This is a genomic window from Phascolarctobacterium sp. Marseille-Q4147 (assembly GCF_017968825.1).
Lineage (GTDB): Bacteria > Bacillota > Negativicutes > Acidaminococcales > Acidaminococcaceae > Phascolarctobacterium_A.
This window is the reverse complement of the sequence record NZ_CP072874.1, coordinates 1,329,124-1,353,153: the sequence shown is the minus strand read 5'-3', so window position 1 is coordinate 1,353,153 and position 24,030 is coordinate 1,329,124. Positions and strand designations below refer to the sequence as shown.

17 protein-coding genes and 2 pseudogenes are annotated in these 24,030 nt (G+C 45.6%); 3 read left to right on the top strand and 16 right to left on the bottom strand.

Going from position 1 to position 24,030, the window contains the following annotated elements; translation table 11 throughout:
• Positions 1-208 precede the first annotated feature (208 nt).
• The 7 genes and pseudogenes from KAH19_RS06380 to KAH19_RS06360 form a co-directional block, all read right to left on the bottom strand.
• Positions 209-1,342 (bottom strand): sodium ion-translocating decarboxylase subunit beta, encoded by a 1,134-nt coding sequence (locus KAH19_RS06380; protein ID WP_210683882.1) that lies wholly within the window; start codon positions 1,340-1,342, stop codon positions 209-211.
• 224 nt (positions 1,343-1,566) lie between these two features.
• Positions 1,567-1,692: pseudogene (locus tag KAH19_RS11075) on the bottom strand (sodium pump decarboxylase); the annotation flags it as partial.
• Positions 1,693-2,190: 498 nt separating this feature from the next.
• On the bottom strand, positions 2,191-3,324 hold the full coding sequence (locus tag KAH19_RS06375) for a sodium ion-translocating decarboxylase subunit beta (protein ID WP_246869315.1): 1,134 nt from the start codon (positions 3,322-3,324) through the stop codon (positions 2,191-2,193).
• Between the two features lie 91 nt (positions 3,325-3,415).
• A pseudogene (locus tag KAH19_RS11070) lies at positions 3,416-3,541 on the bottom strand (sodium pump decarboxylase); the annotation flags it as partial.
• 417 nt (positions 3,542-3,958) lie between these two features.
• Complete coding sequence (locus KAH19_RS06370; RefSeq protein WP_210683880.1) at positions 3,959-7,090, bottom strand: efflux RND transporter permease subunit; 3,132 nt, start codon at positions 7,088-7,090, stop codon at positions 3,959-3,961.
• 13 nt (positions 7,091-7,103) lie between these two features.
• Entirely contained in the window at positions 7,104-8,291 is a 1,188-nt protein-coding gene (locus KAH19_RS06365) for an efflux RND transporter periplasmic adaptor subunit (RefSeq protein WP_246869314.1), read from the bottom strand.
• Between the two features lie 228 nt (positions 8,292-8,519).
• Positions 8,520-9,782 carry a hypothetical protein gene (locus tag KAH19_RS06360; RefSeq protein WP_210683879.1) on the bottom strand — a complete coding sequence of 421 codons (1,263 nt, stop codon included), beginning with the start codon at positions 9,780-9,782 and terminating at the stop codon, positions 8,520-8,522.
• A gap of 249 nt (positions 9,783-10,031) precedes the next feature.
• Here KAH19_RS06360 and KAH19_RS06355 point away from each other — a divergent pair, with 249 nt between their 5' ends.
• From KAH19_RS06355 to KAH19_RS06345, 3 genes are all read left to right on the top strand, one after another.
• Positions 10,032-11,051, top strand: coding sequence for an ABC transporter substrate-binding protein (locus KAH19_RS06355; RefSeq protein ID WP_210683878.1), 1,020 nt, complete (start codon positions 10,032-10,034; stop codon positions 11,049-11,051).
• Between the two features lie 121 nt (positions 11,052-11,172).
• Positions 11,173-11,961, top strand: a complete 789-nt coding sequence (locus KAH19_RS06350; protein WP_210683877.1) for an ABC transporter ATP-binding protein — start codon at positions 11,173-11,175, stop codon at positions 11,959-11,961.
• Positions 11,954-12,772: an ABC transporter permease gene (locus KAH19_RS06345; RefSeq protein ID WP_210683876.1), complete on the top strand. Its 819-nt coding sequence runs from the start codon at positions 11,954-11,956 to the stop codon at positions 12,770-12,772. Before KAH19_RS06350 ends, KAH19_RS06345 begins: the two co-directional genes overlap by 8 nt.
• A 144-nt stretch (positions 12,773-12,916) precedes the next feature.
• On the opposite strand, the gene KAH19_RS06340 is transcribed toward KAH19_RS06345, so the two are convergent.
• The 9 genes from KAH19_RS06340 to KAH19_RS06300 all read right to left on the bottom strand — a co-directional run bounded on the left by KAH19_RS06340 (position 12,917) and on the right by KAH19_RS06300 (position 23,554).
• On the bottom strand, positions 12,917-13,528 hold the full coding sequence (locus KAH19_RS06340; RefSeq protein WP_210683875.1) for a GNAT family N-acetyltransferase: 612 nt from the start codon (positions 13,526-13,528) through the stop codon (positions 12,917-12,919).
• A 1-nt stretch (position 13,529) separates the two neighbouring features.
• On the bottom strand, positions 13,530-15,083 hold the full coding sequence (locus tag KAH19_RS06335; RefSeq protein WP_210683874.1) for a DUF4127 family protein: 1,554 nt from the start codon (positions 15,081-15,083) through the stop codon (positions 13,530-13,532).
• A 202-nt stretch (positions 15,084-15,285) separates the two neighbouring features.
• Entirely contained in the window at positions 15,286-16,029 is a 744-nt protein-coding gene (locus tag KAH19_RS06330; RefSeq protein ID WP_009145731.1) for an amino acid ABC transporter ATP-binding protein, read from the bottom strand.
• Positions 16,030-16,032: 3 nt separating this feature from the next.
• Positions 16,033-16,827: an amino acid ABC transporter permease gene (locus KAH19_RS06325; RefSeq protein ID WP_210683873.1), complete on the bottom strand. Its 795-nt coding sequence runs from the start codon at positions 16,825-16,827 to the stop codon at positions 16,033-16,035.
• A gap of 103 nt (positions 16,828-16,930) precedes the next feature.
• On the bottom strand, positions 16,931-17,779 hold the full coding sequence (locus KAH19_RS06320) for a transporter substrate-binding domain-containing protein (protein ID WP_246869313.1): 849 nt from the start codon (positions 17,777-17,779) through the stop codon (positions 16,931-16,933).
• 169 nt (positions 17,780-17,948) lie between these two features.
• Positions 17,949-19,151, bottom strand: a complete 1,203-nt coding sequence (locus KAH19_RS06315) for an LL-diaminopimelate aminotransferase (RefSeq protein ID WP_210683871.1) — start codon at positions 19,149-19,151, stop codon at positions 17,949-17,951.
• A gap of 106 nt (positions 19,152-19,257) precedes the next feature.
• A complete protein-coding gene (dapF, locus tag KAH19_RS06310; RefSeq protein WP_044484008.1) occupies positions 19,258-20,145 on the bottom strand; it encodes a diaminopimelate epimerase in 888 nt (295 codons plus the stop codon).
• A gap of 212 nt (positions 20,146-20,357) precedes the next feature.
• Positions 20,358-21,704: an MATE family efflux transporter gene (locus tag KAH19_RS06305; protein WP_246869312.1), complete on the bottom strand. Its 1,347-nt coding sequence runs from the start codon at positions 21,702-21,704 to the stop codon at positions 20,358-20,360.
• Positions 21,705-21,895: 191 nt separating this feature from the next.
• Complete coding sequence (locus KAH19_RS06300; protein ID WP_210683870.1) at positions 21,896-23,554, bottom strand: Na+/H+ antiporter NhaC family protein; 1,659 nt, start codon at positions 23,552-23,554, stop codon at positions 21,896-21,898.
• Positions 23,555-24,030: the final 476 nt, after the last annotated feature.

Below are 24,030 nucleotides of genomic sequence, written 5' to 3'. Positions count from 1 at the left end.
GTACCTTCTATAAGTTATTTTTAACAGCTGATGCTAATTTTGCTTTTCGTATTGAATGTAATCCCACGGTACATGTCCACTGATTATGGACACAAAAATGCCATCTTTTTTGTTTAAAATGTGACAGTTTAGTATTTCAGACCGCTTTTTAGGCAAAAATTAAGAGGACGCGCCTTGCAGCGCGTCCTCAGGGGAGTTTCAGTATAAATTATTTACCAACAGGACCAATCATAGCCAGCATAGTACCTGCAGCAACTGCAGTACCGATAACGCCTGCTACGTTAGGACCCATAGCATGCATCAGCAGGAAGTTGGACGGATTTGCTTTTTGGCCAACAACTTGAGATACACGAGCAGCCATAGGAACTGCGGATACACCGGCGGAACCAATCAACGGGTTGGTCTTGCCACCGTCAACGATGCACATCAGCTTACCGAAGATAACGCCGGCAGCAGTACCACCGATGAAAGCAACCAGACCAAGGATGATGATCAGGATGGTCTGATAGTTCAGGAATGCATCAGCACTCATGGTCAGACCAGTACCGGTAGCCAGCATAATGGTTACGGTGTTCATCAGAGCGTTTTGTGCGGTGTCGGACAGACGATCCAGGCAGCCAGCTTCTTTGAACAGGTTACCAAGCATCAGCATACCAATCAGAGCGGTTACGGAAGGTAACAGCAGGGAGATAACGATGGTGCACATGATCGGGAATGCAACTTTTTCGAAGTGGGAAACCGGACGCAGCTGTTCCATAACGATTTTACGGTCAGCTTCAGTGGTGAACAGTTTCATGATAGGAGGCTGAATCAGCGGAACCAGAGACATGTAGGAGTATGCAGCAACTGCGATTGCACCTAACAGCTGAGGAGCCATTTTAGCAGCCAGGTAAATGGAAGTCGGGCCGTCAGCACCACCGATGATGCCGATAGCAGCAGCTTCTTGTACGGAGAAGCCAAGCATCATAGCGCCCAACAGAGCTACGAATACGCCAGCCTGTGCAGCAGCGCCCAGGAGCAGGGTTTTCGGGTTAGCCAGCAGAGGACCAAAGTCGGTCATAGCGCCTACGCCCAAGAAGATCAACGGCGGGAATACTTCGTGGTGAATACCATACATGATAACGGACATAACACCAGGTTCTTCGAAACCGTTTTTAGGAATGTTAGCAAGAATACAACCGAATGCGATCGGGGACAGCAGCAAAGGCTCGAAACCTTTAGCAATAGCCATATAAAGCAGAAGCAGACCAACGCAGATCATGATTACATGACCGCCTGTCAGTGCAGAGAAGCCGGAGTCTGCCCATACAGAAGACAAAGCAACAAAAAATGCCTCAAACATGTGAATTTTTCCTCCTTGTTTCCCTTAATTGGGATGTTATAAGTGCAAATAAGCTCCACAATAATGCTACAACACTTTCATTTTAACTGTATCACCACAGTCTCCCCTAGTCTACCTGTGGTCTGCTTGGCGAAGCAAGCAACACATCGGAAAATGTCATTTCTTCTTATGAAGCTGCTTAAAGCAGCAGCACTGCTTTGAAACCTTGTTTCAGCTAAATCTTATTTAGCCTTGGTAGGATCAACTACCTGGATTAAACTCATCAACATGCCTAATCCGATTAGAACTCCAAAGACAATGGTCATGTTGATTATGGCAATCAGCCATGGATTTGTTGTTACAGGACCCACTGTTTATCACCTCTTCCTAAGATAATTAAAGGGGAACTAAGTTCTATAAGCAAGATGCTTATCTTACTTTAATAAGTATAAAGTTATATTTTTTTATCTTCTGTTGCACAGGTCACACTGTTTTTTGCAAAACAGTTACTTTATTTACATTATTGTTTTACTTTAGCTTCTATACTATTTCAAAAGTTCATTAATCGTTTTTGTTGCTTGTGCAACAGATTGTCATATTCAGTTTGCTAAAATAAATACTGCAAAGCAACAATTTAATATCCTCTCAGTTTTCAATTTGTCTAAAGAGAGATTGGGAGAATGCTGAAACGACTGCGAATTTAGTTTTGGCAATAAAAAATAACCAGCTGCGAACTGGTTATTTTTTTTTGCTTTCAAACAGCCACAGCGTAGCGGCTGCAAGCATATTTATAGTTAAACAAAAGCAAAGCCCATCCGGTAAAAACCGGACGGGCTTCACTTTTTAGGGAGAGTCATCACAATAACTGTTTATTTAGCAACAGGGCCGATCATTGCGAGCATGGTACCTGCAGCAACTGCAGTACCGATAACGCCTGCTACGTTAGGACCCATAGCATGCATCAGCAGGAAGTTTGCCGGATTAGCCTTTTGACCGACAATCTGGGATACACGGGCAGCCATAGGAACTGCGGATACACCGGCGGAACCAATCAACGGGTTAGTTTTGCCGCCATCAACCATGCACATAATCTTGCCGAATACTACACCGCCCCAGGTGCCTGCAGCAAAAGCAACCAGACCTAAGCAGATAATCAGGATAGTCTGATAGTTCAGGAAGGCATCAGCACTCATAGTAAGACCGGTACCGGTAGCCAGCATGATGGTTACAGTGTTCATCAAAGCATTTTGTGCAGTATCGGACAGACGGTCCAGGCAGCCTGCTTCTTTGAACAGATTACCAAGCATCAGCATACCGATCAAAGCTGTTACCGGCGGCAGCAGCAGAGAAATAACGATGGTGCACATAATCGGGAAAACGACCTTTTCAAATTTACTTACCGGACGCAGCTGCTCCATAACAATCTTACGTTCTCTTTCGGTAGTAAACAGCTTCATTACAGGCGGCTGAATCAGTGGTACCAGGGACATGTAGGAATAAGCTGCAACGGCAATAGCACCCAAAAGATGCGGAGCCATTTTAGCTGCCAGATAAATAGCTGTCGGGCCGTCAGCACCGCCGATAATACCGATAGCAGATGCTTCCTGTACAGTAAAGCCCAAAGCCATAGCGCCCATCAAAGATACAAATACGCCAATCTGAGCAGCAGCACCTAAAAGCAAGGTTTTAGGATTAGCAATCAGCGGACCGAAGTCGGTCATTGCGCCAACGCCCAGGAAAATCAATGGCGGGAATACTTCGTGGTGAATACCATACATAATAACGGACATAACACCCGGCTGTTCGAAACCGTTTTTAGGAATGTTAGCCAGAATACAACCAAAGGCGATTGGAGACAGCAGCAAAGGCTCAAAGCCTTTGCCTATAGCCATATAAAGCAGAACCAAACCAACGCCAATCATAATTACGTTGCCACTTGTCAGAGCAGAAAAACCTGAGTCTGCCCAAACAGAAGCCAAAGCGACGATAAATGCCTCAAACATAGAATAATCCTCCTCTGGGCCCATATTGGGAAAATAAGTGCATTTTTTAATAGATTAGACAGGGCAAAACTTTGCATAATTTGCTTCAATGCTTATTTCTAGTAGGGTCAACCAACTGAATCATACTCATGAGTACACCTAAAGCAATGAGCACACCAAAAACGATTGTCATGTTGATAATAGAAATCAGCCACGGATTAGTTGTTACGGAACCCATATAAATCACCCCTTCCAAATAAATTTAAATATAATATTTACCGCAATATGCTTCCGGATATTTGACTTCAAACACCCCTTTTTGCCTTGCTGAATTAAGTATAAAAATAATTCTGCTGTTATTCCGTTGCTTATGTCACACATAATAAACGGACGGTCTTAGTTTACTTACAGATTGTATTCGTTTTAAATTTGTTATTGTTATTAAAATTTAAAAAGCACTTTTGTTATTGAAAAGGATTAGTTTACTTATGTAACTTAAAAAAGCAGGCTCTTTGAGCTTGCTTTTCATATCAGAATAACCATTAACTTCTATGCTATTATTTATGTATAAAATTAAAAATATGCATTTTACTGTCTAACATCAGCTATTGAAAATTAAAAACGCCGCTCGTTTGAGCGGCGTTTTTTAGCAGCATTACAGCTGTTCGGTTACATTATCTTCGGGAGTCCCCTTCTTTTTGCGGCTGAAGAAGCGTTCAACAACTACAAAGAGTACAGGAATCAGGAAGATACCAAAGAGAGTAGCAATGGTCATACCACCAACTACGGCGTTACCCATGGATACACGCGCGCCGGCGCCCGGGCCGGTAGCAATAGCCAAAGGCAGACAGCCTAAGATGAAGGCGAAGGACGTCATCAGGATAGGACGCAGACGGACATGAGCAGCCTCAACAGCCGCATGTACAACATCCATGCCCTGCTCCATATTCATCTTCGCATATTCGACGATCAGAATAGCGTTCTTTGCTGCCAAGCCGATCAATGTAATCAGGCCGATCTGCATATAAACGTCATTCTGCAGGCCACGTGCATACTGTACCAGGAAACAGCCGAAAACTGCGGAAGGTACGGACAGCAGTACAGCCAGAGGAATTGTCCAGCTTTCATACAGAGCTGCCAGACACAGGAATACGAAAATCAGGGAAATGATGAAAATCTGAGTAGAACGGTTGCCTGCTTCAATTTCGTCAAGGCTCTGACCAGTCCATTCGTAGGTGTAGGTGTTAGGCAGAACCTGCTTAGCAACTTCTTCAATGGCAGCCATAGCCTGGCCGGAGGAATAACCGCTGGCCGGGTCACCGGAAATATTAATCGCACTGGCACCGTTAAAGCGTGTCATAACAACAGAGCTGTTCTTAGGAGTAGGCTTTACGAGTGTATTCAGCGGAATAGATTTACCATCGTTGCTGCGTACAAAGAAGTAACGCATATCCTCTACACCGGTACGATATTTTTCATCAGCCTGCATAACAACCTTCCAGGTACGGCCGAAGTTATTAATATCGTTAATTTCATTACCGCCTAAGAAGGCCTGCAATGCGGAATAAACAGTAGATACAGGCACGTTCATAGACTGTGCCTTTTCACGGTCAACCTCAAACTGATACATAGGAGTATTGGTGTTCAAGGTGGTGTACAGCATACCGATTTCCGGACGCTTGCGGCAAGCAGCCAAAAATTCATTAGCACGCTCACCCATGGTGTTAACATCTTCACCGCCAAGGTTCATGAGATAAAGGCTCAAGGTACCGGTACTGGAAGCACCCGGCAGAGAAGGCGGCTGGAAAGCCATAACGGTTGCATCAGGAATCTGTGCGCCCATACCGAAAATCATCGGAATAATATCCTGTACGCTGTTGCTGCGCTGGCTGTAGTCCTCCATAGAAACTACTGCCAGACCGGCGTTAGCCTTCTGACCCATGGACAGAATATCAATACCGCTAACCTCCATAACATTTTTAACACCAGGTAACTTTCTCATATTTTGGGAAAGGCCTGCCATAATCTGCTGTGTACGATTACTGGAAGCACCTTCAGGCAGAGCAATAGATACAGCAGTCATGCCCTGGTCCTCGTTCGGTACAAAGCCTGTCGGCGTTGCCTTCGCCAGGAAACCGATGCAGATAACCACAATAACAAGACAGGTCAGGACAAGCTTAGATTTACGGATGCAGCCTTCAACGTTTTTCACGTATTTGGCCAGCGTTCTTGCAAACCAATCATCAAATGCTTTTACAGCCTTGCCGATAAAGCCCTTCGGTGCCTCCTCCTTCTTCACCAGAATCAAGGAGCAGAGCGCAGGAGTCAGGGACAACGCAATAATCGCAGAAAGCATCATGGATACGGAAATCGTAATCGCAAACTGCTTATACAATTCACCAACAGTACCGCCGGTAAAGGCTACAGGGATAAATACCGCAGACAGTACGAAGGCGATAGCCACAACAGGGCCGGAAACCTCGTTCATAGCGCGGTAGGTTGCCTCCTTAGGAGACATACCGTTTTCCTGAATATGATGCTCTACTGCCTCTACTACAACGATAGCGTCATCGACAACAAGGCCGATAGCCAAAATCATTGCGAAAGCAGTCAGAGTGTTGATAGTAAAGCCCAAAATTACGAAGGAAGCGAAGGTACCAATCAAGGATACCGGTACAGCCAGAATAGGAATCAAGGTTGCACGCCAGCTGCCCAGGAACATGAATACTACCAGAATAACCAGAATCAAAGCTTCAACGAAGGTATGTGCAACCTTCTCCAAAGACTCGGTAATAAACTGGGTGTTATCCTGAATAACAATCAGCTTCATATCGTCAGGGAAACGGCTTTCAGCGTCCTTTAATACCTCGCGGATATTCTTAACAGTTTCGATAGCATTCGCATCAGAGGTCAGGGATACCGGGAAGACAACGGAATCGCCGCCATTCAACTTGCTGACGATAAGGTCATTACGAGGACCTTCTTTAATAGTTGCGATATCCTTCAGCTTCAGGTTATCGCCATTGTTGGAACGAATAATTACGTTACCGAATTCCTCAGGTGTATTCAGACGACCTTGAGCACTTGCGGAATAGGTACGCTCCTGCTTGTCAACAGTAGGACGGTTACCGATAGAACCAACCGCTGCCTGAATGTTTTGCGTTTTGATAGCGTTGGAAACGTCGGTTACGGTTACGCCCAGTTGCGCCATTTTTTCAGGATTAAGCCAGATGCGGACTGCATATTCCGGACCATATTCGCCAACTGTAGATACGCCCTTAACACGCTTTACAGCATCCAAGAAGTTCGCATCCGCATATGTTCTTAAGAACATTGCATCATAGGTATTTTTAGGAGAATAAAGACCAAAATACATAATGGTCTCGGCAGATTCTTTGGCAGTAGTAACACCATAACCAGAAACCTCGCTCGGCAGAGAGCTGGTTGCCTGGGATACACGGTTCTGAACCTCTACAGAAGCGATATCTGCGTTTTTCTCCAGGTTGAACTCAACATTGAGCTTGTACTCACCACTGGAGGTACTTACAGAGGACATATTCAGCATATTTTCTACGCCGCTGACCTTCTGCTCAATGGTTTGTGCTACAGCCTTTTCAACGATATCGGCACTTGCACCTACATAGTTGGTGTTTACGCTGATACGCGGTTTAGTAATGTTAGGATATTGGGCGATAGGCAGGCTGAAGCCGGCAATCGTACCCAATAAGGTAATAATAATCGCCAGTACTATCGCAAATACAGGGCGATCAATAAAGAAACGAGCCATCTAGCCAACCTCCTTATTGCTTCTTGCCGGCGGTAGCACTGTTGTCAACAGTAGTATCCAGATCAGCCTCAGTCATCGGCTGCGGGTTAACCTGAGCACCCTGTCTGATCTTACCGGTGCCTTCAACTACGATTGTCTCATCGCCGGTCAGACCGCCTTCAACCATATAGAAACGGCCGACAGAAGGACCAAGAGTTACTTCTTTCATAGTAACCTTGTTATCGCTGCCAACAACATAAACAAATTTCTTGTACATCAATTCAACAACTGCACGCATAGGAATCAAGAGAGCATCCTTTTTGGTGCCTGCTGTAGCCTGTACGTGAGCAAACATGCCAGGCAGCAGACGATGTGCAGGGTTTCTGAACAAAGCCTTTACAGTCATGGTACCGGTGTTATCATTGATGCCACGGTTAACCTCTGCAACAGTGCCTTTCAAATCATAGGTACTGCCATCACTCAGAACAACAGTCAGGTTGTCAAGAGAAGCAGCGCCGCTGTTATCATGAGCACCGGAAAGCTTCAGATATTCCGGCTCAGCGATGCTGAACTGTACGAATACAGGGTCAGTGTTGCTGATTTTTGCCAGAGTAGTCTGACCTGCAGTTACATAGTTGCCAACCTCCAGCGCGGTGGTATCAATACGACCGCTGAACGGAGCGGAAACGCTGGTATCGGTCATGTTAATCTGCGCATTTTCCAGAATTGCTTCCTGCGCATTTACAGAAGCCTGAGCCTGGTCGCGCTGCATAATAGCGTTATCCAGAACCTGCTTGGAAATTGCATTCTGTGCATACAAAGTGCTGTAACGCTCTGCGTTCAGAGCTGCGTTGGCCAAAGCCGCACGAGCATTAGCCAGGCCTGCCTGCGCATTGAGTACGTTGGCCTGATATGTACGCTGGTCAATAGCATACAAGGTCTGACCTGCGCTTACAGTGTCACCGCCCTTGAAATACTTAGCTGTAATCTGGCCGCTTACCTGAGCTTTCAGCTCCATTTCCTGCTGAGCCTGTACAAAGCCTGTATAATCATATACCAGAGGGGTGTCACGCTTAATAACCTTCATGGTTTTAACCAATGCTGCCTGATTGCCGCCCTGCTGCTGTTTTTGACCGCAGCCTGCAACGCTCAGTACAAAGGTTGCCGCCAGCGCCGCAGCCATTGCTTTTCTCGCACGGCCGGAGCGAATAAAACTTAACATAAAAAAACCTCCTTCACCTTCACTCTGAAACTACTCAATATATATAATAACTAATAAGACTGCTATATTGTAGCGCCTTTACCTGAAAATATTCCTGCTCCAGTTTCAGAATACTACTATTATAATGGACATTTTTCAGAAAAGCAAACGTCATTTAAGCAGTTTTCGCCACTTTTTCTTGCATTTTCTCCCATTATCTTCTTCTCACAAATTTTACTGACTGACCAGTCAGCTTTTGCTGTTCAACAGCTCTTTTTTCAGCAAAAATTTATGCAGATTGCCCATGGCAAAACCGGATACCTGGTCCACACCATCAATACGCTGCATCAAGAACAGGTTATCTCCTTCAATATACCATTCATCCGGCAGTCTGTCCTTATATACAACCTTCTTATTGGTATTCAGCAGATTAAGCAGCGGCAGCAAATCCTTATCCTTGACATTGAGCACTTCATCCAGACGTATTTTTTCACCCGTCTTTGGATTTACGTTCAGCTGATGATGGATAAAGCTGTTTTTACCGCTGATCAGCTGCAAGCTCAGAATCTGTTCATCGGCACGCATCACCTTAAAAGCCATATCTGCCTCGCCATTGTAAAAATGCTCCAGATAATCTTTGCATTCATCCTGCAGCAGCTTATTCATTTTATTTTGCAGCTCTACGTCCTTACCGGCAAAAACCGGGAAGGTCGCTTCACCGCCGGGAACTACCATCTTGCGCACCAATATAGTACCGGCAGCAAAATCCTTGCCATCATTTACGGTATTATCCTTAGGCGTAGGCGCAAGCGTCATAATGGTCAGGGAAAACTGTTTCCATTCCTTAGTTTTCTTGTCCTGCTTCCAGATAGCACCCACATCTGCCAGAGGTTGCTTTTTCTGCACCAGCTGCTGACAGCCTAACAATTCATCTGCGCCGTCATTATCTACATCATGTGCCACCAGCGAATGCAAGCCGCCATACTCCAGCTTGCCGTCTTCAACCTCACTGCCTGCAGCCGGTGTTAAATCCGACTTATTGCCATCGATTAAAACTACATGCATTTTACCGTCCTTGGCATAGGCTTGCGTTACCAGTCCCATGCTTTCGGCAGCACCAAAGACCTCACGCACATTTTTCTTGTTGGCAAAGGAAAGCACACGATATTCACTGGGCGCATGCCAATCTCCCTGAGCAGCACTCACCAGCAGCTGCTGTCTGCCGTTTTTGCCTGCCCACAGCTTAATAGGCTGCAGCTGGCAATTATACCCTCCCTTAATAGAAGGTGCATGAGCCGTCAAAAGCTTCTTGTCCTTGTCCTTAATCATAACAAGCAGATCATTGGCGTAGCCGTTAGGCATCTTGTCACCCCAAAGCTCGGCAGTAACAGTCTGCTCCGCTGTCAGCTGCAGCGGCACCTGCGCCAGCAGCGTGTCAGCGGCAGCAGCAATAGTGCTGCAGAAAAGTACGCTGCTGCAGGCCAGGCCTTGCACCAACCATTTTATCTTCACGTCTCCACGTCCTTTCTTCAAACATACTATTATATTATAGCATTTTTTTGTTATTAAGAACCGTATTAACACAGATTTTTTACATAAAGGTGTCTAAAGCATCGGCAAATTCTGTTGCATTTCGTACAAAAAAGCTTTTTCTTAGTTTCCAAAACGATTTTTTCATTAATATTACTGCTTTTTATTGTTAAATAGTGTAGAATAAAAGCGGTATTTTATGAATTTTTGGGAGAAGGGAAGGATTTATTAATGAAGAAAATTGTTGCTCTTCTGCTCAGCCTTTGCCTATTAGTATTAGCTGCAGGCTGTGGCGGTAACGATTCAAAAAAAGACACACCCAAAGAAAAGACTAAGGTAAGCCTTGGCATGCTGCGCCTGACAAGCAGCGCTCCTTTATTTATCGCTATGGATAAGGGCTTCTTTGCTGAAGAAGGTATTGAAATTGAACCGCAATGGTTTGATGCCGCTCATCCGATTGCCGTATCCACCGCTTCCTCTAAGGTTGATGTCGGTGCTACCGGCATTACGGCCAGCCTTTATAACATGGCGGCCAACGGACAAAAGCTGGGCATTGTTGCAGATAAAGGCCGTGAACAAAAAGGCTATTCCTCTTCTGCACTGCTTGTGACCACCGACAATTATAACGCCGGCGTAAAAAGCCTGAAGGATTTGAAGGGCAAGCGTATCGGTATTACGCAAAAGGGCTCTACCTTCCATTATATGCTTGGCAGAATGCTGGAAACCCAAGGCATGAGCCTCAATGATGTGGAAATTGTTCCCCTGAGCAAGCTCAGTGCTGTTATGGCTGCTCTGGAAAGCAAGCAGATTGACGGCTGTATCTTAAACGAGCCCAACATCACCAAGGTGCAAAAAGCAGGCTACGGCAAACTGGTCGTACAGGTTGGCGACGTTATTCCTTACCAGACCTCTGCTATCTTCTACTCACCTGACTTTATGAAGAATAAGGATGCGGCTGTACGCTTCATGCGTGCTTACAACAAAGCCTGCAACTATTACTACGAAGCTGCAGTAGAAAAGAAGGATGCCAAGAAGCTGGAAGAAGTTGTTAATATTGTGGCCAAATACGTTAAGGCTCCGGCTGAAGACATTAAAGCAGGCTTGCCCTATATTGATAAGGACGGCAAGCTGCTTGTCAGCGATATTGCAACCCAGATTAAATGGTACACTGACAACAAGATGATTTCCGGCAAACTAGACGCGAAAGATGTTGCCAACACCAGCTTTCTTGATGAAGCTATGAAGAAATAAACTATTGTATTAAAGCAAGACTGGCGTAAATGTAACAGCTGCAAAATGCGTTGACGATGCTTTAGCACCAAAACGCTGCGGCTGATATATTAGCGCCAGTCTTTTTGGAGGATGGTAGAAAATGAAATTAGAAATCGCAAATATCTGCAAGGATTTCACCACCACCAGCGGTAAGCTTCTTCCTGTTTTGCAGGATATTAACCTCAGCATTAATAAGGAAGAATTTGTAGCATTGGTAGGACCGTCCGGCTGTGGTAAATCAACCTTGCTCAATATAACCGCCGGGCTTTTGGAGCCCACAAGCGGTAACGTAAAATTTACTGATGTCGCTGCAGGCTATGAGCCTCGTATGAGCATCGTCTTTCAGGAAACTGGTCTCTTCCCCTGGCGCAATGTGCATGATAATATCGCCTTCGGGTTGGAAACAGCAGGCATGAAAGCAGACGAAAAGGAAGCACGCATTAAGCATTACATTGAACTTGTAGGCTTAAAGGGCTTTGAAAAATCCTTCCCGCACCAATTAAGCGGCGGTATGCGTCAGCGCGTAGGCATTGCCCGTGCTTTAGCTATCGAGCCTGACCTGCTGCTGATGGATGAGCCGTTTTCTGCCTTGGATGCGCAAACACGCACCATCATGCAGGAGGAGCTGGTAACGCTGTGGGAAAAGACGCGTCTGACCACGCTATATGTTACACATAATATTCAGGAGGCAGTAATGCTTGCTGACAGAGTTGTACTGCTTTCGCGACGCCCCGGAAAAATCAGCAAAATACTGCAGATTGCCATTCCGCGTGCCGAGCGTGCTAAGCCTGAGCACACAGACGAAATTGCGGAATTTGTCCGTATCATCTGGGAGCATATCAGCAAGGATGCGCGTGCTGCCTTAATGGAGGTGGAAGACAATGCCTGAAAAGAAAACTGCTGCCAACGCAGCTAATGAATATATAGTGCGCAACCGTATGACGCATTGGCAAAAGACTTATCCGCATTGGGTAAGCGTTGCTTCCATCATCATCCTGCTGCTCTTTTGGGAGGCTATCTGCCGCTGCGGCCTGGTTTCTTCTTTGTTTTTACCGGCACCGAGCCAGATTATCAGCGCCCTGCTTACCATGCTTGCCGACGGTGAAATTGGTGTTAGCCTGGCAGCCAGCATATACCGTATCTTAATCGGTTTTGCTGTCGGCAGCCTTATCGGACTTGCAGTCGGTCTTGTTACCGGTACCTCGGCACTGGCAGATAAAATCGGCAATCCTGTTGTCAATGCACTTTATCCTATCCCTAAAATCGCTTTGCTGCCGTTGTTCATTCTCTGGCTGGGAATCGGCGAGCTTTCGAAAGTAACGATTATTGCTCTCGGCGTCTTCTTTCCGGTAGCAATGAACACCTACAGCGGCGTCAAAAATGTTGATACACTACTTATCAAGGTTGCAGTCAGCTTTAACGCCAGCTGGTGGAAGACAATGAAAAGTGTTGTTCTGCCTAACGCCTTACCTATGATTTTCGCAGGTCTGCGCCTTGCTGCCGGCACATCTCTGCTGCTGCTGGTAGCAGCAGAGATGATTGCCGCCCAGGTCGGCATCGGCGCCCTCATCCTGCATTACGGCGATTTGATGATTACCGACCGCTTGATGGCCGGAGTTATTGTATTGTCGTTGCTCGGCCTGCTCTTTAACCTGTTCCTGCAATGGTTGGAGAGAAAGGCTATCCCCTGGAAGAACTGATAAAAGCACAAAAGCACTGTCTGCTCACTGATATTCTTATATCAGATAGAGCTGACAGTGCTTTTTCTTTTTCTGCTAAAATCTTACAACAGTTTCTTAAAATACTGTTACGCTGATACACAAAAACTGCTTTCTGCTAAGCTATTACTGCAGCCTTGCCGAAGCCTCTTTTAAAACTGCTGTCACGGTTTCCGGCGGCAGCTCGCCTATCTTCTTGATCAGCTCAGGCTGCTTGGGATGTTCGGCAATAACCTTCTCCATCAACACCATGTCCAGCCAATGGCCGTGCTTGAAGCCTGTATTATTGAAGGTACCAATAATTTTATAGCCACACGCCTCATGCATTTTGACGCTGTGCTCATTGCTGGCAGTAATGCAGGCATAGGTCACAACTATTCCCTGCAGGCGCAGTAAAGCTTCCAGCGCCGTGTACATCACCTTGCCCAATCCGTGTCCCTGACCCTCAGGTGCCAGATAAATCGTTACCGCGGCACCCCACTGATAGGCAGCACGCTGCATATAAGGATGGGCATAAACATAACCCAACAGTCTGCCATCATGCTCACAAACTATATAAGGATAGTGCGCAGAAATATTTTTGATTCGCTCTGTAAATTCTTCTACCGACGGTACCTCATATTCAAATGATACATCACTGAGCGTCCTGTCGCTGCTGATGACAAAGGGCGCGTAAATTTCCAGCAGCTTTTCGGCATCGTCAGGCTTCGCAAAGCGAAGCGTATACTTCATCGACATTTTATCGCTCCACCTTTACTTCAAACATTCTGCTCCACGGCAGCGTAAATTTATATTCTTCGGCAGTATTGCCCATATACGGCTTGCTTACCTTGTTGATTTCCCGGGTAATAAACTCTTCCGCCGCAGTACGCTGCTCCTCATTCAGTCCGCTATTGGGCCAATAGTTAGGCCAGATAAGCTGCTGGTAGGTTTGCATGCGCACATTCGCCTGATAAGCCCAATCATCAAGATAACGCACATTAAGCAGATTTTCTCTTGCTTCCGGCATTAACTGCTTATACAGCAGTCCCTGCGCCAGAGCAAAGCCCAAGCTGTTGCCTGCGGTATTCCAACCGCCATAGGAAGCCAGACGATATGCCAACTGTTTGTCAAACAAGTTCTTGACCAAAGCATTGTCCGCACCATTGCCAAAACGGATGTCTGCCACAGTCACAGGATGATTATGCTTAAGAATGCGTTCAACCTTATTAACGAAATTTACGGTAGCAGGCAATGCCTTGTAGCTGTTGCTTGCATCAGACGCCTCATGCGTCACACCATCGGCAGGAGTGTTGACAGCCAAAACCAAATCCGCATTTTTGCGCGAATATACCGGGAAGGCACCTGCCGCATAGATATGCTGCTTGGCGCTCACGGCCACAGTATCATCCTCGTAGGTAGGCACTGTTTTACCGCCCATGCCGGCAGCATAGGTTACATTTACCAAAGGCAGCTCATACTGCAGACGGTTGGCAGCACGGCTCAAAAGCAGCAGGCCAAGCTGATCTGCGCCGGCGAAGAAACGGATTTTTTCCTTCGGCAGCTCATTTACCAGAATATCCATCTCGCGTGCTTCCCTATGTGCCTGAGAATAGGCTGCAGTATCATCACGTCCGATAAGCATATAGTCAAAATCGCCGCTTTCCACACCATGCAACAAAAGCTCTGTGGCGCGGATATTGTTGTTGCGGCGTGTAAACATATCAGCAAGTATTTCCCGGGGAATGCTGCTGCGCAGTTCCGCCAGCTCCTTGACCTCTTTACGCTTAATCTGCTTAAGCTCCAGCTTGTCCTCCAGCTCTCCCAAACGGAAAATCTTAGGACCCCATTCCTTATAATATGCAGGCTCTGTCGGCGCACTGCTGGCCTTAGGCGAACGCATAATAGTGGTAAAAACATAAACCTTCTGCCCACCATGCTGCTTTTTCAGCTCTACCAAGCGTTCGGCACGCTGCTGCAGAAGCTCCGGCGAAATTTCATGTGTGCGCGATGCTACCAGGCCGCCATAAAGCAAAGCATCGGAGGAAGCAACAATGGCTACCGATTCACCGGCCTTAGCCTCCAGCCAGTTAAAAAGATTTTCCGGCTGCCCTGCTGACTGAGCACCGGCAATATATTCGGCCGGCGGCAGCTGTACATCCCAGCCTGCAGCCTGCATCGTCTGCACTGTGTAATCAAGGCACACCGGTCTGTTGTCCATAGGTATATATAACAGAGTGCCCTTAGCGGCAAATGCTGTATGAGTAGTCAACAGTAAAGCGCAAAGCAAAACACTTCGCAAAACCTTCATCATTTTTATCACTACCTTTAACTCTTTCTAAGCAGAGATATTCCTCGCCTTAATAGAAATTCTACAGCAATAAATAAAATTCCTGCGTTGACTTATAATTTCTTCTTGCATTTCTCGGTTATGATAAAAGCTCATCGCAAAACAAAAGCTCCCTGCTTCAAGGTATACCTTGAAACAGAGAGCAAAGCTACGTTATAAAATTAGTTTAAGCGTTAGCAAATCTGCTTAAGAAATCCTGGGTACGTTTATTCTTCGGATGCGTAAACAGCTCCTGCGGCTCGCCTTCTTCAGCAATTACGCCTTGGTCGATAAAGATAACACGGTTAGAAACGTCACGGGCAAAAGCCATCTCATGCGTTACGATAACCATCGTCAGGCCTTCCTTAGCCAGGTCGCGGATAACGCGCAGAACCTCGCCAACCATTTCCGGGTCCAATGCGCTTGTCGGCTCGTCCATCAAAAGAACCTCCGGCTCCAGCGCCAACGCACGTGCGATTGCCACACGCTGCTTCTGACCGCCGCTCAGCTGGTGCGGTTTGGCATTTACATAGGTATCCATACCAACATGCTTCAGATATTTCAACGCAGTTGTGCGGGCTTCCTCCTTGCTTTTGCCAAGGACCTTAACCTGACCGACCATGCAGTTTTCCAGAACAGTCATATTGTTGAACAGGTTAAAGGATTGGAACACCATGCCTACCTTTGTACGATACATAGTGAGCTTTTTGAAAGCTTCGTTGACATCCGTACCACGGTAATCAATAGTACCGGCGGTCGGATGCTCCAAATAGTTCACGCAGCGGATAAGCGTAGACTTGCCGCTGCCGGAAGGACCGATGATGCAGACAACATCACCGCGACGGACATCAAAGCTGATGCCCTTTAAAATTTCACGCTCGCCAAAGCTTTTCTTTAAATCATGGACTGATAACAAAAGTTCCTTTTCCATAGCTTAGTACCGTCCTTTCGGCTTCTTAGTAGGCAGAGGAATATCACCGCAGGGATCCATCATCGGGTCATAGGTAACCAGCTGATAATCCTTCGGGCCATCCATCTTGCTTTCCAACCAGCGCAGCAGGCGGGAAGCGGTAAAGGTCATAATAAAGTAAATTACGCAGGTAATGAAGAAAATTTCAAAGTATTTGTAGTACACGCCTGCAGCAGACTTGGAAGCAAAATACAGCTCTGTTACGGAGATAACGTTCAATACAGAGGTATCCTTGATATTGATAATCAGGTTGTTGCCCAGCTGCGGCATTACATTGCGCAGAGCCTGCGGCAGAATAACGCAACGCATGGTCTGGATATGGTCCATACCGATAGCAATTGCTGCTTCCTTTTGTCCCGGGTCAACAGATTCAATACCGCCACGCACAGTTTCTGCCATGTAAGCACCGGTATTGATAGAAACAACCAAAAAGCCTGCAAACAGCGGTGACATATCGATATCAAACAGGCTCATTGCACCATAATAAACAACCATAGCCTGTACAATCATAGGTGTACCGCGGAACACCTCTACGTAAGCGTCTAATAAGCGCTGCACACAGCGCACCAAAGTTCTCTTAACCTTGCTGTCATTATCCTCCAAAGGAATTGTTTGGATAACACCAACAATAAGGCCGATAATACAGCCGATAAATGTGCCTACTACTGCCAGCAGCAGAGTAACGACCGCGCCCTTCAGCAGGACAGAGCCATATTGCTGCAGCAGGTAAACTACCCAGCCAAAAAATGTTTCCGGCATTACATACACCACCTTAATTTAATACAAAAAGGGGCGACAACCGCCGCCCCTTGCAAATGGCGTAACTCGTTATTGCAACGCAGCTATTCCATTCTTATACAGCTTATTTTGCCAAAGGCTGTTTCTTAATAGCTTCATCCATAATCTTATTGAAGTCAGCCTCGGTCATACCGCTCAGAACCTTGTTCATAGCGTCTGCCAGTTCCTTGTTGCCTTTTTTAATAGCAATACCGATTTCAACATCTTCTTTAGAAGTTTTGAAGCCTTGACCTTCAGGGAAGGTTACCATAGTCAGTTCGGGGTTAGCAAAAGCAGCAGCCTTAGCAGTCGGGATATCGGTTACAATCAGGTTGCATTTGCCGGATTTCAGCGCAACAATCATGCCGGGAACGTTGTCGATAGCAGGCAGCTTTTTAACGTCCGGAACCTGGTCAATCTGGTCATACCAGATGGTGTTCAGCTGAGAAGTAGCAATAGAGCCTTTGAGGTCGGCAACGCTCTTAGCCTGAGCTTGCGGGGAATCCTTTTTAACCAGTGCTACTACAGTTGCATAGTAGTAAGGTTTAGTGAAGTCAACGGATTCTTTACGTTTGGAGGTAATGGACATGCCGGCAATAGCAGCATCAATTTTGCCGCTTACTACTGCAGGAGCCAAACCATCCCATTCGATTTTATGGATTTCCAAGTCAGCGCCCATGGAATCAGCTAATTTTTTAGCAATCATAACGTCATAGCCATAAGCATATTCGTTAGAGCCGGCGATTTTTACAGCGCCGCCGTCAGCAGACGGTTGGGACCAGTTGTACGGAGCGTATGCGCATTCCATACCAACCTTCAGTACCTTTTTACCGCTGTCAGCTTTTTTATCGCCACCGCCGCAGCCTGCGGTAACAGCCATTGCAACAACCATAGCACTGCACAGAGCAGCTTTCAAAAATTTCTTCAAGTTCATCAAAAACACACCTTTCATTGTGAAATTATCTATTAAGTTACGTAATACTTTACTATATTACTGTCAAAAAAGCAAGAGTTCAAGCACAGATATAATGTATACATGAGCACTGCTACATAAAAGCCGTACTATCTCCCGCAAGAAACAGTACGGCTTGAAATGCTTAAGCTTATTTTTTCAGTCCGTTAATAATACGTTCCATAGCTTCGATGGTATTTTCACGGCTACCGAAAGCAGTCAGGCGGAAGAAGCCTTCGCCCATTTTACCAAAGCCTGCGCCCGGAGTACCTACAACCTGCAGTTTTTCCAGCAGGAAGTCAAAGAATTCCCAAGAGCTCATGCCGTTGGGGCATTGCAGCCAGATGTACGGAGAATGTACACCGCCATAATATTTAATGCCAACCTTGTCAAAGCCTTCCATGATAATACGTGCGTTTTCCTGGTAGTAAGCAATGCTTTCGCGACATTGTTTAATGCCTTCTTCGCTGAATACAGCCTCTGCACCGCGTTGGATAATGTAAGGAACACCATTGAACTTAGTAGTCTGACGACGCAGCCACATTTTGTTCAGTTCCATTTCCTTGCCGCTTTCGGTTTTACGAACCAGTGCATGAGGAACAACAGTATAACCGCAACGGGTACCGGTAAAGCCGGCAGTCTTGGACAGAGAGCACAGCTCGATAGCACATTTTTTAGCATCTTCGATAACGAAAATGCTGCGCGGAATTGCCGGATCGGTTACATATGCTTCATAAGCAGCATCGTACAGAATAACAGCATCGTTTTTCAGTGCATAAGCAACCCATTCCTCCAGCTGCTCTTTGGTATAAGCAGAACCGGTCGGGTTGTTCGGAGAGCACATATAAATTACGTCAGCCTTTACATTTTCGTCCGGCATCGGCAGGAAATCATTTTCCGGCTTGCCTTCCATATAAATGATGTGACGGCCGCACATAATGTTGGTATCCAGATATACAGGGTATACCGGATCAGGAATCAGGATAGTGTTTGCATTGCTGAAAATATCGGTGATATTAGCGCAATCGCTCTTTGCACCGTCGCTGATGAAAATTTCATCGCTTTCCAGGGTAACGCCGAAGGAAGCATAATATTTTACCAGTGCTGCATGCAGAAAATCATAGCCCTGTTCCGGACCATAACCGCGGAAGGTAGACTGTACGCCCATTTCAGCTACAGCCTTCGCCATTGCATCAACAACACATTTTGCCAGCGGCAGGGTAACGTCGCCAATGCCCAGGCGAATAATCTTTTTGTCTGGATGTGCCTCAGCATATGCGCTTACCTTGTGCGCAATATCAGCAAAAAGAAAGCTTTCTTTTAAGTTACAATAGTTTTCGTTTACAAATGCCATTGAAAAACCCCCATTATTAAAATCATTTTAAATTTATAGCAAACGCTTGAAAAATTACTAGCTGCAAGCATTGCGATACCTGCAGCCAGTAGTTCAAGCAATTTGTTTACTCGTTAATAACACTCTCAGGAATATCAATTACGCCGTCAAATACTGCGACTGCGTTACCCTCCAGGGTAACATGATCGTTCAGCTCATGCGTAACCTTGAGCAGGCCGCCCTTGCAATGTACATTGAGCGGTTCGCCCTTCTTGCCTGCTTTATTCAGCATAATGCAGGCTACGGTAACAGCGCTCGCACCGGTGCCGCAGGCCCAGGTTTCGCCGCTGCCACGCTCCCAAACGCGGAACTTGACAGTGTTCTTGTCCAGAACCTGTACAAACTCAGTGTTCACGCCTTCCGGGAACAGCTTATGATGTTCAAATTGCGGTCCCAGCTCTTCCAGGTTCAGGCTGTCCACATCATCCACAAAGGTAACAAAGTGCGGATTGCCCATAGAAATTGCCGTACCGTTATAGAAAACCTTTTCTTTGGTTACATCATCATGATTATCATTCAGAACAATTGCCTGGTCAACAAAAATATAATGATCGCAGTTCATCGGAATTTCGGTAGCACGGAAAACAGGCTTGCCCATATCTACCTTCGCACCTACAACCTCACCGTTTTCGACAACCATTTCAATTTCCTTAACACCGGAAAGAGTTTCCAGGGTAATAGTAGTTTTATCGGTCAGACCTTTGTCATGCACAAATTTAGCTACGCAGCGCACGCCGTTACCGCACATCTTGCCTTCACTGCGGTCAGCGTTGAACATACGCATTTTGAAATCAGCAACGTCTGATTTGCAAACGCAGATAAGACCGTCACTGCCAATACCAAAGCGTCTATGGCTTACATATTCGGAAATAGCACCCGGGTTCGGCAGCATCTCCTTGGTGCAGTCTACATAGACATAATCATTACCAGCACCATGCATTTTTGTAAATTCTATTTTCATGGCCCTTCCTCCTTTGAATCCTCTTTACTCATTATAACAAAAATATACTGAAATTCCAACCGGATAAACAATAAAGTTAGCTTTAGCGCACAAAAAAGCCGGCACATTTCTGTACCGGCATATTATAATGAGCAGTATTTCTTTTTATACCAGCAAAATATTCACATACAGCAGTATTTTGCTCCCAAAAAATGCTTCGAAATTATTTAAGCAAATCTTTTGGAAGGTCTGCACCACATCAGCGCTGCAAAAATCAGTACAGCGGTAACACCCATGCTTACAGGATAAACGTACATCAGGGAACGGAAATCATGATACACCGGGAAAACAAAGGCAACCCACAAGAAACGTACACCGCAGACACCTAAAATCGTAAGCAGCGACGGTAAAAACGATATGCCGAAGCCACGCAGATAACCTGACATAACATCATACGAAAGGCTGAAAATGTAGGCGCAAAATACAATAGAAGCTCTGATATAACCAAGCCTGATAACCTCGCTGTCGTCGTTGATGAGCGCAATAAGCCTGTCTCCGAAGATAAATACGATAAGCATACAAAAGCCAGTGCAGATAACATCCTCCAGCAGGCATAAGCGTAAAATCTCACGACAGCGGGCCAGTTGCCGTGCACCATAATTTTGTCCGACAAAAGTCGTACACGCCTGTGTAAAGGAGCTGAAGATACTGAACGCTACCATCTCCAGAATCAGTGAAGCACTGGAGGCAGCTATGACCTCTGTGCCCAAGCTGTTGATAGCACCCTGAATAACAACATTGGCCAGGCTGAAAACTGCGCCCTGGATGCCTGCAGGCAAGCCGATGCTTACTATTTCTTTCAGCGTAGGCATATCAAGGTGCAGCTTACTCCATTCCAACTTAATTATAGAATCTGTTTTCAGCAATAAGCGGAGCAGAATCAAAGCAGAAACCGCGTTAGCCAACACTGTAGCAATCGCTACACCGGTAACATCCAGCTTGCATACGCAGACAAAAAATAAATCCAGCACAATATTAACCAGGCTGGCTGCAATAAGCGCCATCAACGGTTTTTGCGTTTCACCGATACTGCGGAAAATAGCCGCTTCAAAATTGTACAGCAAAATAATCGGCATACCTAAAAAATATATCCTGAGGTACATCACAGCTGAAGGTAAAACTTCTGCCGGAATTTCCAACAAATCTAAAATCGGCACAACAGCAAACTGTGCAAAAACAGCTACCGCAATACCGATAATCAGCGAAAGGAGTACAGCAGTATGCACCGCCTTCTTTACGCCTTCCGTATCACGTCTGCCGATAGACTGCGCAATAACAACATTAGAGCCTAAGGCCAATCCTAAGAACAGAAAAATAATCATACCGATAATCGGCAAATCTGTTCCTACGGCAGCCATCGCTGCAGTTCTGTCGCTGTTAGCAAAGTTGCCGGCAATCACTACGTCCGTAGCGGTAAAAAACTGCTCTAAGATAGCTGTTGCAGCTACCGGCATAGAAAATTTAAATATTTTATCCCATAAGGAACCGTTAAGCATGTCCATGCTTGTCCGCATATCTTCAATACCTTCTCTTTCTTTTAGCTAGTGATAGATATTATAATACTAAAATCAGGCAATAGCAAATTGATATTTTCTCTGCCCGGTTATAGTTATAAGGCATAATATAACGCTTATGATAAGCAATGCTTAACATACAAAAAGCCGATACATTTCTGTATCAGCTTTTCGATCATAAAATATTTCGTTTAAGCAGCCTGTTTACGCATATAAGTACGCATAACCAGCAATGTTACGAATAATAAGCACAGCGTAATCGGCAAAGCAATCAGCGCTAAGGAGCTTTCCGTAAAGTACGCAATACCGCCGGCAATCAGATAGCCGGCAACGGACACAGCAGCTGCAGTCAAAGCATAGGGCAGCTGTGTGGAAACGTGGTTAACATGGTCGGAATGCGCGCCTGCGGATGCCATAATCGTTGTATCGCTGATAGGCGAGCAGTGGTCACCGCATACCGCGCCGCTCAGGCAAGCAGCTATAGAGATAATCAGCATTTCATAGGTATCGCCGGAACCGAAAACGTTGCAAACAACAGGAATCAGAATAGAGAAGGTACCCCAGCTTGTACCGGTAGAGAACGCAAGGAACATAGCAACAACAAAGATAATTGTCGGCAGGAACATTTTCAGGATACCTGCGGAGTTTGCAACAAGATCATGCACATAGAACTTCGCACCTAAAAGACCGGTCATACCGGACAGAGTCCAAGCCATGGTCAGAATCATAATCGGCGCAACCATTGCTCTGAAGCCTGCAGGAATACACTCAGTAAATTCCTTAAAGGTCATTACGTTGCGTACCATGTAAAAGCAGAAGGTGAAGAAGAAGGTTGCCATGCTACCGAGTACCAGGCCTTTGGGAGCGTCAGCGCCTGCAAAAGCATCAACAAAGGTTTCGCCTGTGAAGAAGCCACCGCTATAAATCATACCGATAATACAGCAGATAATAAGTACAATTACAGGCAGTACAAGGTCAATAACCGCACCGTTAGGCTTATCGGTATTGTCATCATCATCACCATACGGACGAGCAGCAGTAGTAAACAGGTCACCCTTATTTGCGTTATCCTCATGAACCTTCATGCTGCCGAAATCAAATTTCATGATAGTCAAAAGAAGCATCATAGATAATGTAGTAATTGCGTAGAAGTTATACGGAATAGTCTGCAGGAACATGTTAAAGCCGTTAATATCAGAGCCTTTAGGTACTGATGAAGTTACAGCTGCAGCCCAGCTGGAAACCGGCGCAATAATACAAATCGGCGCAGCAGTTGCGTCAATAAGATATGCCAGCTTTGCGCGGCTAACCTGATGTCTGTCGGTAACAGGACGCATTACGGAACCAACAGTCAGGCAGTTAAAATAGTCATCGACAAAAATAAGTACACCAAGCGCAATGGTTGCAAGCTGCGCACCAACGCGAGTCTTGATATTTTTAGAAGCCCACTGGCCGAAGGCAGCACTGCCGCCAACCTTGTTCATAAGAGCTACCATGATACCTAAAATAACAAGGAATACCATGATACCAACGTTACCGCTATCCGACAGCTTGGTAATCATGCCGCCGTTTTCATTGTACAGCATAGTATTTAAACCAAGCTCAAGATTACCGTTGGAATATAACAGTGCACCGATTGCAATACCTACGAACAAAGAAGAATATACTTCCTTAGTAATCAAGGCCAAAGCAATTGCGATAACCGGGGGCAGCAAAGCGCCGATTGTCGAATATACGGCAGGCTTATAGGTTTCAGGATCAACAGTGTTAGGATGCTGTCCGCTTATATAAAATAGGCCAACCATGATAACAAGCGTTACCGCCAAAAACAAATAATTGATTTTTCTCATCTAATTAATCACTCCATAATTTTTTTCTAAAAAGTCCGAAAAAATTATATCATGATTACGTAACTAAAAGCAAGTATATTATTAAAAATCGCTGACAAATTGTTAAGAATTATACATTGTTGTCTAAATAAGTGCAAAACAGGGCACTTTAACACTGATGTATATTGCTTTAATGTCTATTCACAGTTGACATAATTCAAGGCTTACATAGCAGGCGCATATATTCTTTATTCACGCATCCAAGAAGCGAGTCTGCAGGACGATGCTGATTGATAAGAAGACAAGTAAATTGAGCGATGGGTATATCGTGCAAGGAATAGCAATTTTAGCAAATGAGTGTCTGGAATCATCGAAGTGTTGCATTGTCTGAGCGCTAAGCTATCTACTATAGTAAAATCTCTTTGCATAGCGCGAGTTTTGCGACACTTCGTCTTGATTCCACACGAAATTTGCGTTAAGAAATTGCTGCTGACTGA

What these genes read in the sequence shown, in the direction of transcription:
- KAH19_RS06305 (WP_246869312.1), bottom strand. Translation starts at nt 21,704, where the DNA reads ATGCGGACAAGCATGGACATGCTTAACGGTTCCTTATGGGATAAAATA.
- KAH19_RS06375 (WP_246869315.1), bottom strand. Translation starts at nt 3,324, where the DNA reads ATGTTTGAGGCATTTATCGTCGCTTTGGCTTCTGTTTGGGCAGACTCA.
- KAH19_RS06340 (WP_210683875.1), bottom strand. Translation starts at nt 13,528, where the DNA reads ATGTCGATGAAGTATACGCTTCGCTTTGCGAAGCCTGACGATGCCGAA.
- KAH19_RS06365 (WP_246869314.1), bottom strand. Translation starts at nt 8,291, where the DNA reads ATGTTAAGTTTTATTCGCTCCGGCCGTGCGAGAAAAGCAATGGCTGCG.
- KAH19_RS06300 (WP_210683870.1), bottom strand. Translation starts at nt 23,554, where the DNA reads ATGAGAAAAATCAATTATTTGTTTTTGGCGGTAACGCTTGTTATCATG.
- KAH19_RS06350 (WP_210683877.1), top strand. Translation starts at nt 11,173, where the DNA reads ATGAAATTAGAAATCGCAAATATCTGCAAGGATTTCACCACCACCAGC.
- KAH19_RS06325 (WP_210683873.1), bottom strand. Translation starts at nt 16,827, where the DNA reads ATGCCGGAAACATTTTTTGGCTGGGTAGTTTACCTGCTGCAGCAATAT.
- KAH19_RS06335 (WP_210683874.1), bottom strand. Translation starts at nt 15,083, where the DNA reads ATGATGAAGGTTTTGCGAAGTGTTTTGCTTTGCGCTTTACTGTTGACT.
- KAH19_RS06370 (WP_210683880.1), bottom strand. Translation starts at nt 7,090, where the DNA reads ATGGCTCGTTTCTTTATTGATCGCCCTGTATTTGCGATAGTACTGGCG.
- KAH19_RS06380 (WP_210683882.1), bottom strand. Translation starts at nt 1,342, where the DNA reads ATGTTTGAGGCATTTTTTGTTGCTTTGTCTTCTGTATGGGCAGACTCC.
- KAH19_RS06320 (WP_246869313.1), bottom strand. Translation starts at nt 17,779, where the DNA reads ATGAACTTGAAGAAATTTTTGAAAGCTGCTCTGTGCAGTGCTATGGTT.
- KAH19_RS06355 (WP_210683878.1), top strand. Translation starts at nt 10,032, where the DNA reads ATGAAGAAAATTGTTGCTCTTCTGCTCAGCCTTTGCCTATTAGTATTA.
- KAH19_RS06315 (WP_210683871.1), bottom strand. Translation starts at nt 19,151, where the DNA reads ATGGCATTTGTAAACGAAAACTATTGTAACTTAAAAGAAAGCTTTCTT.
- KAH19_RS06345 (WP_210683876.1), top strand. Translation starts at nt 11,954, where the DNA reads ATGCCTGAAAAGAAAACTGCTGCCAACGCAGCTAATGAATATATAGTG.
- KAH19_RS06330 (WP_009145731.1), bottom strand. Translation starts at nt 16,029, where the DNA reads ATGGAAAAGGAACTTTTGTTATCAGTCCATGATTTAAAGAAAAGCTTT.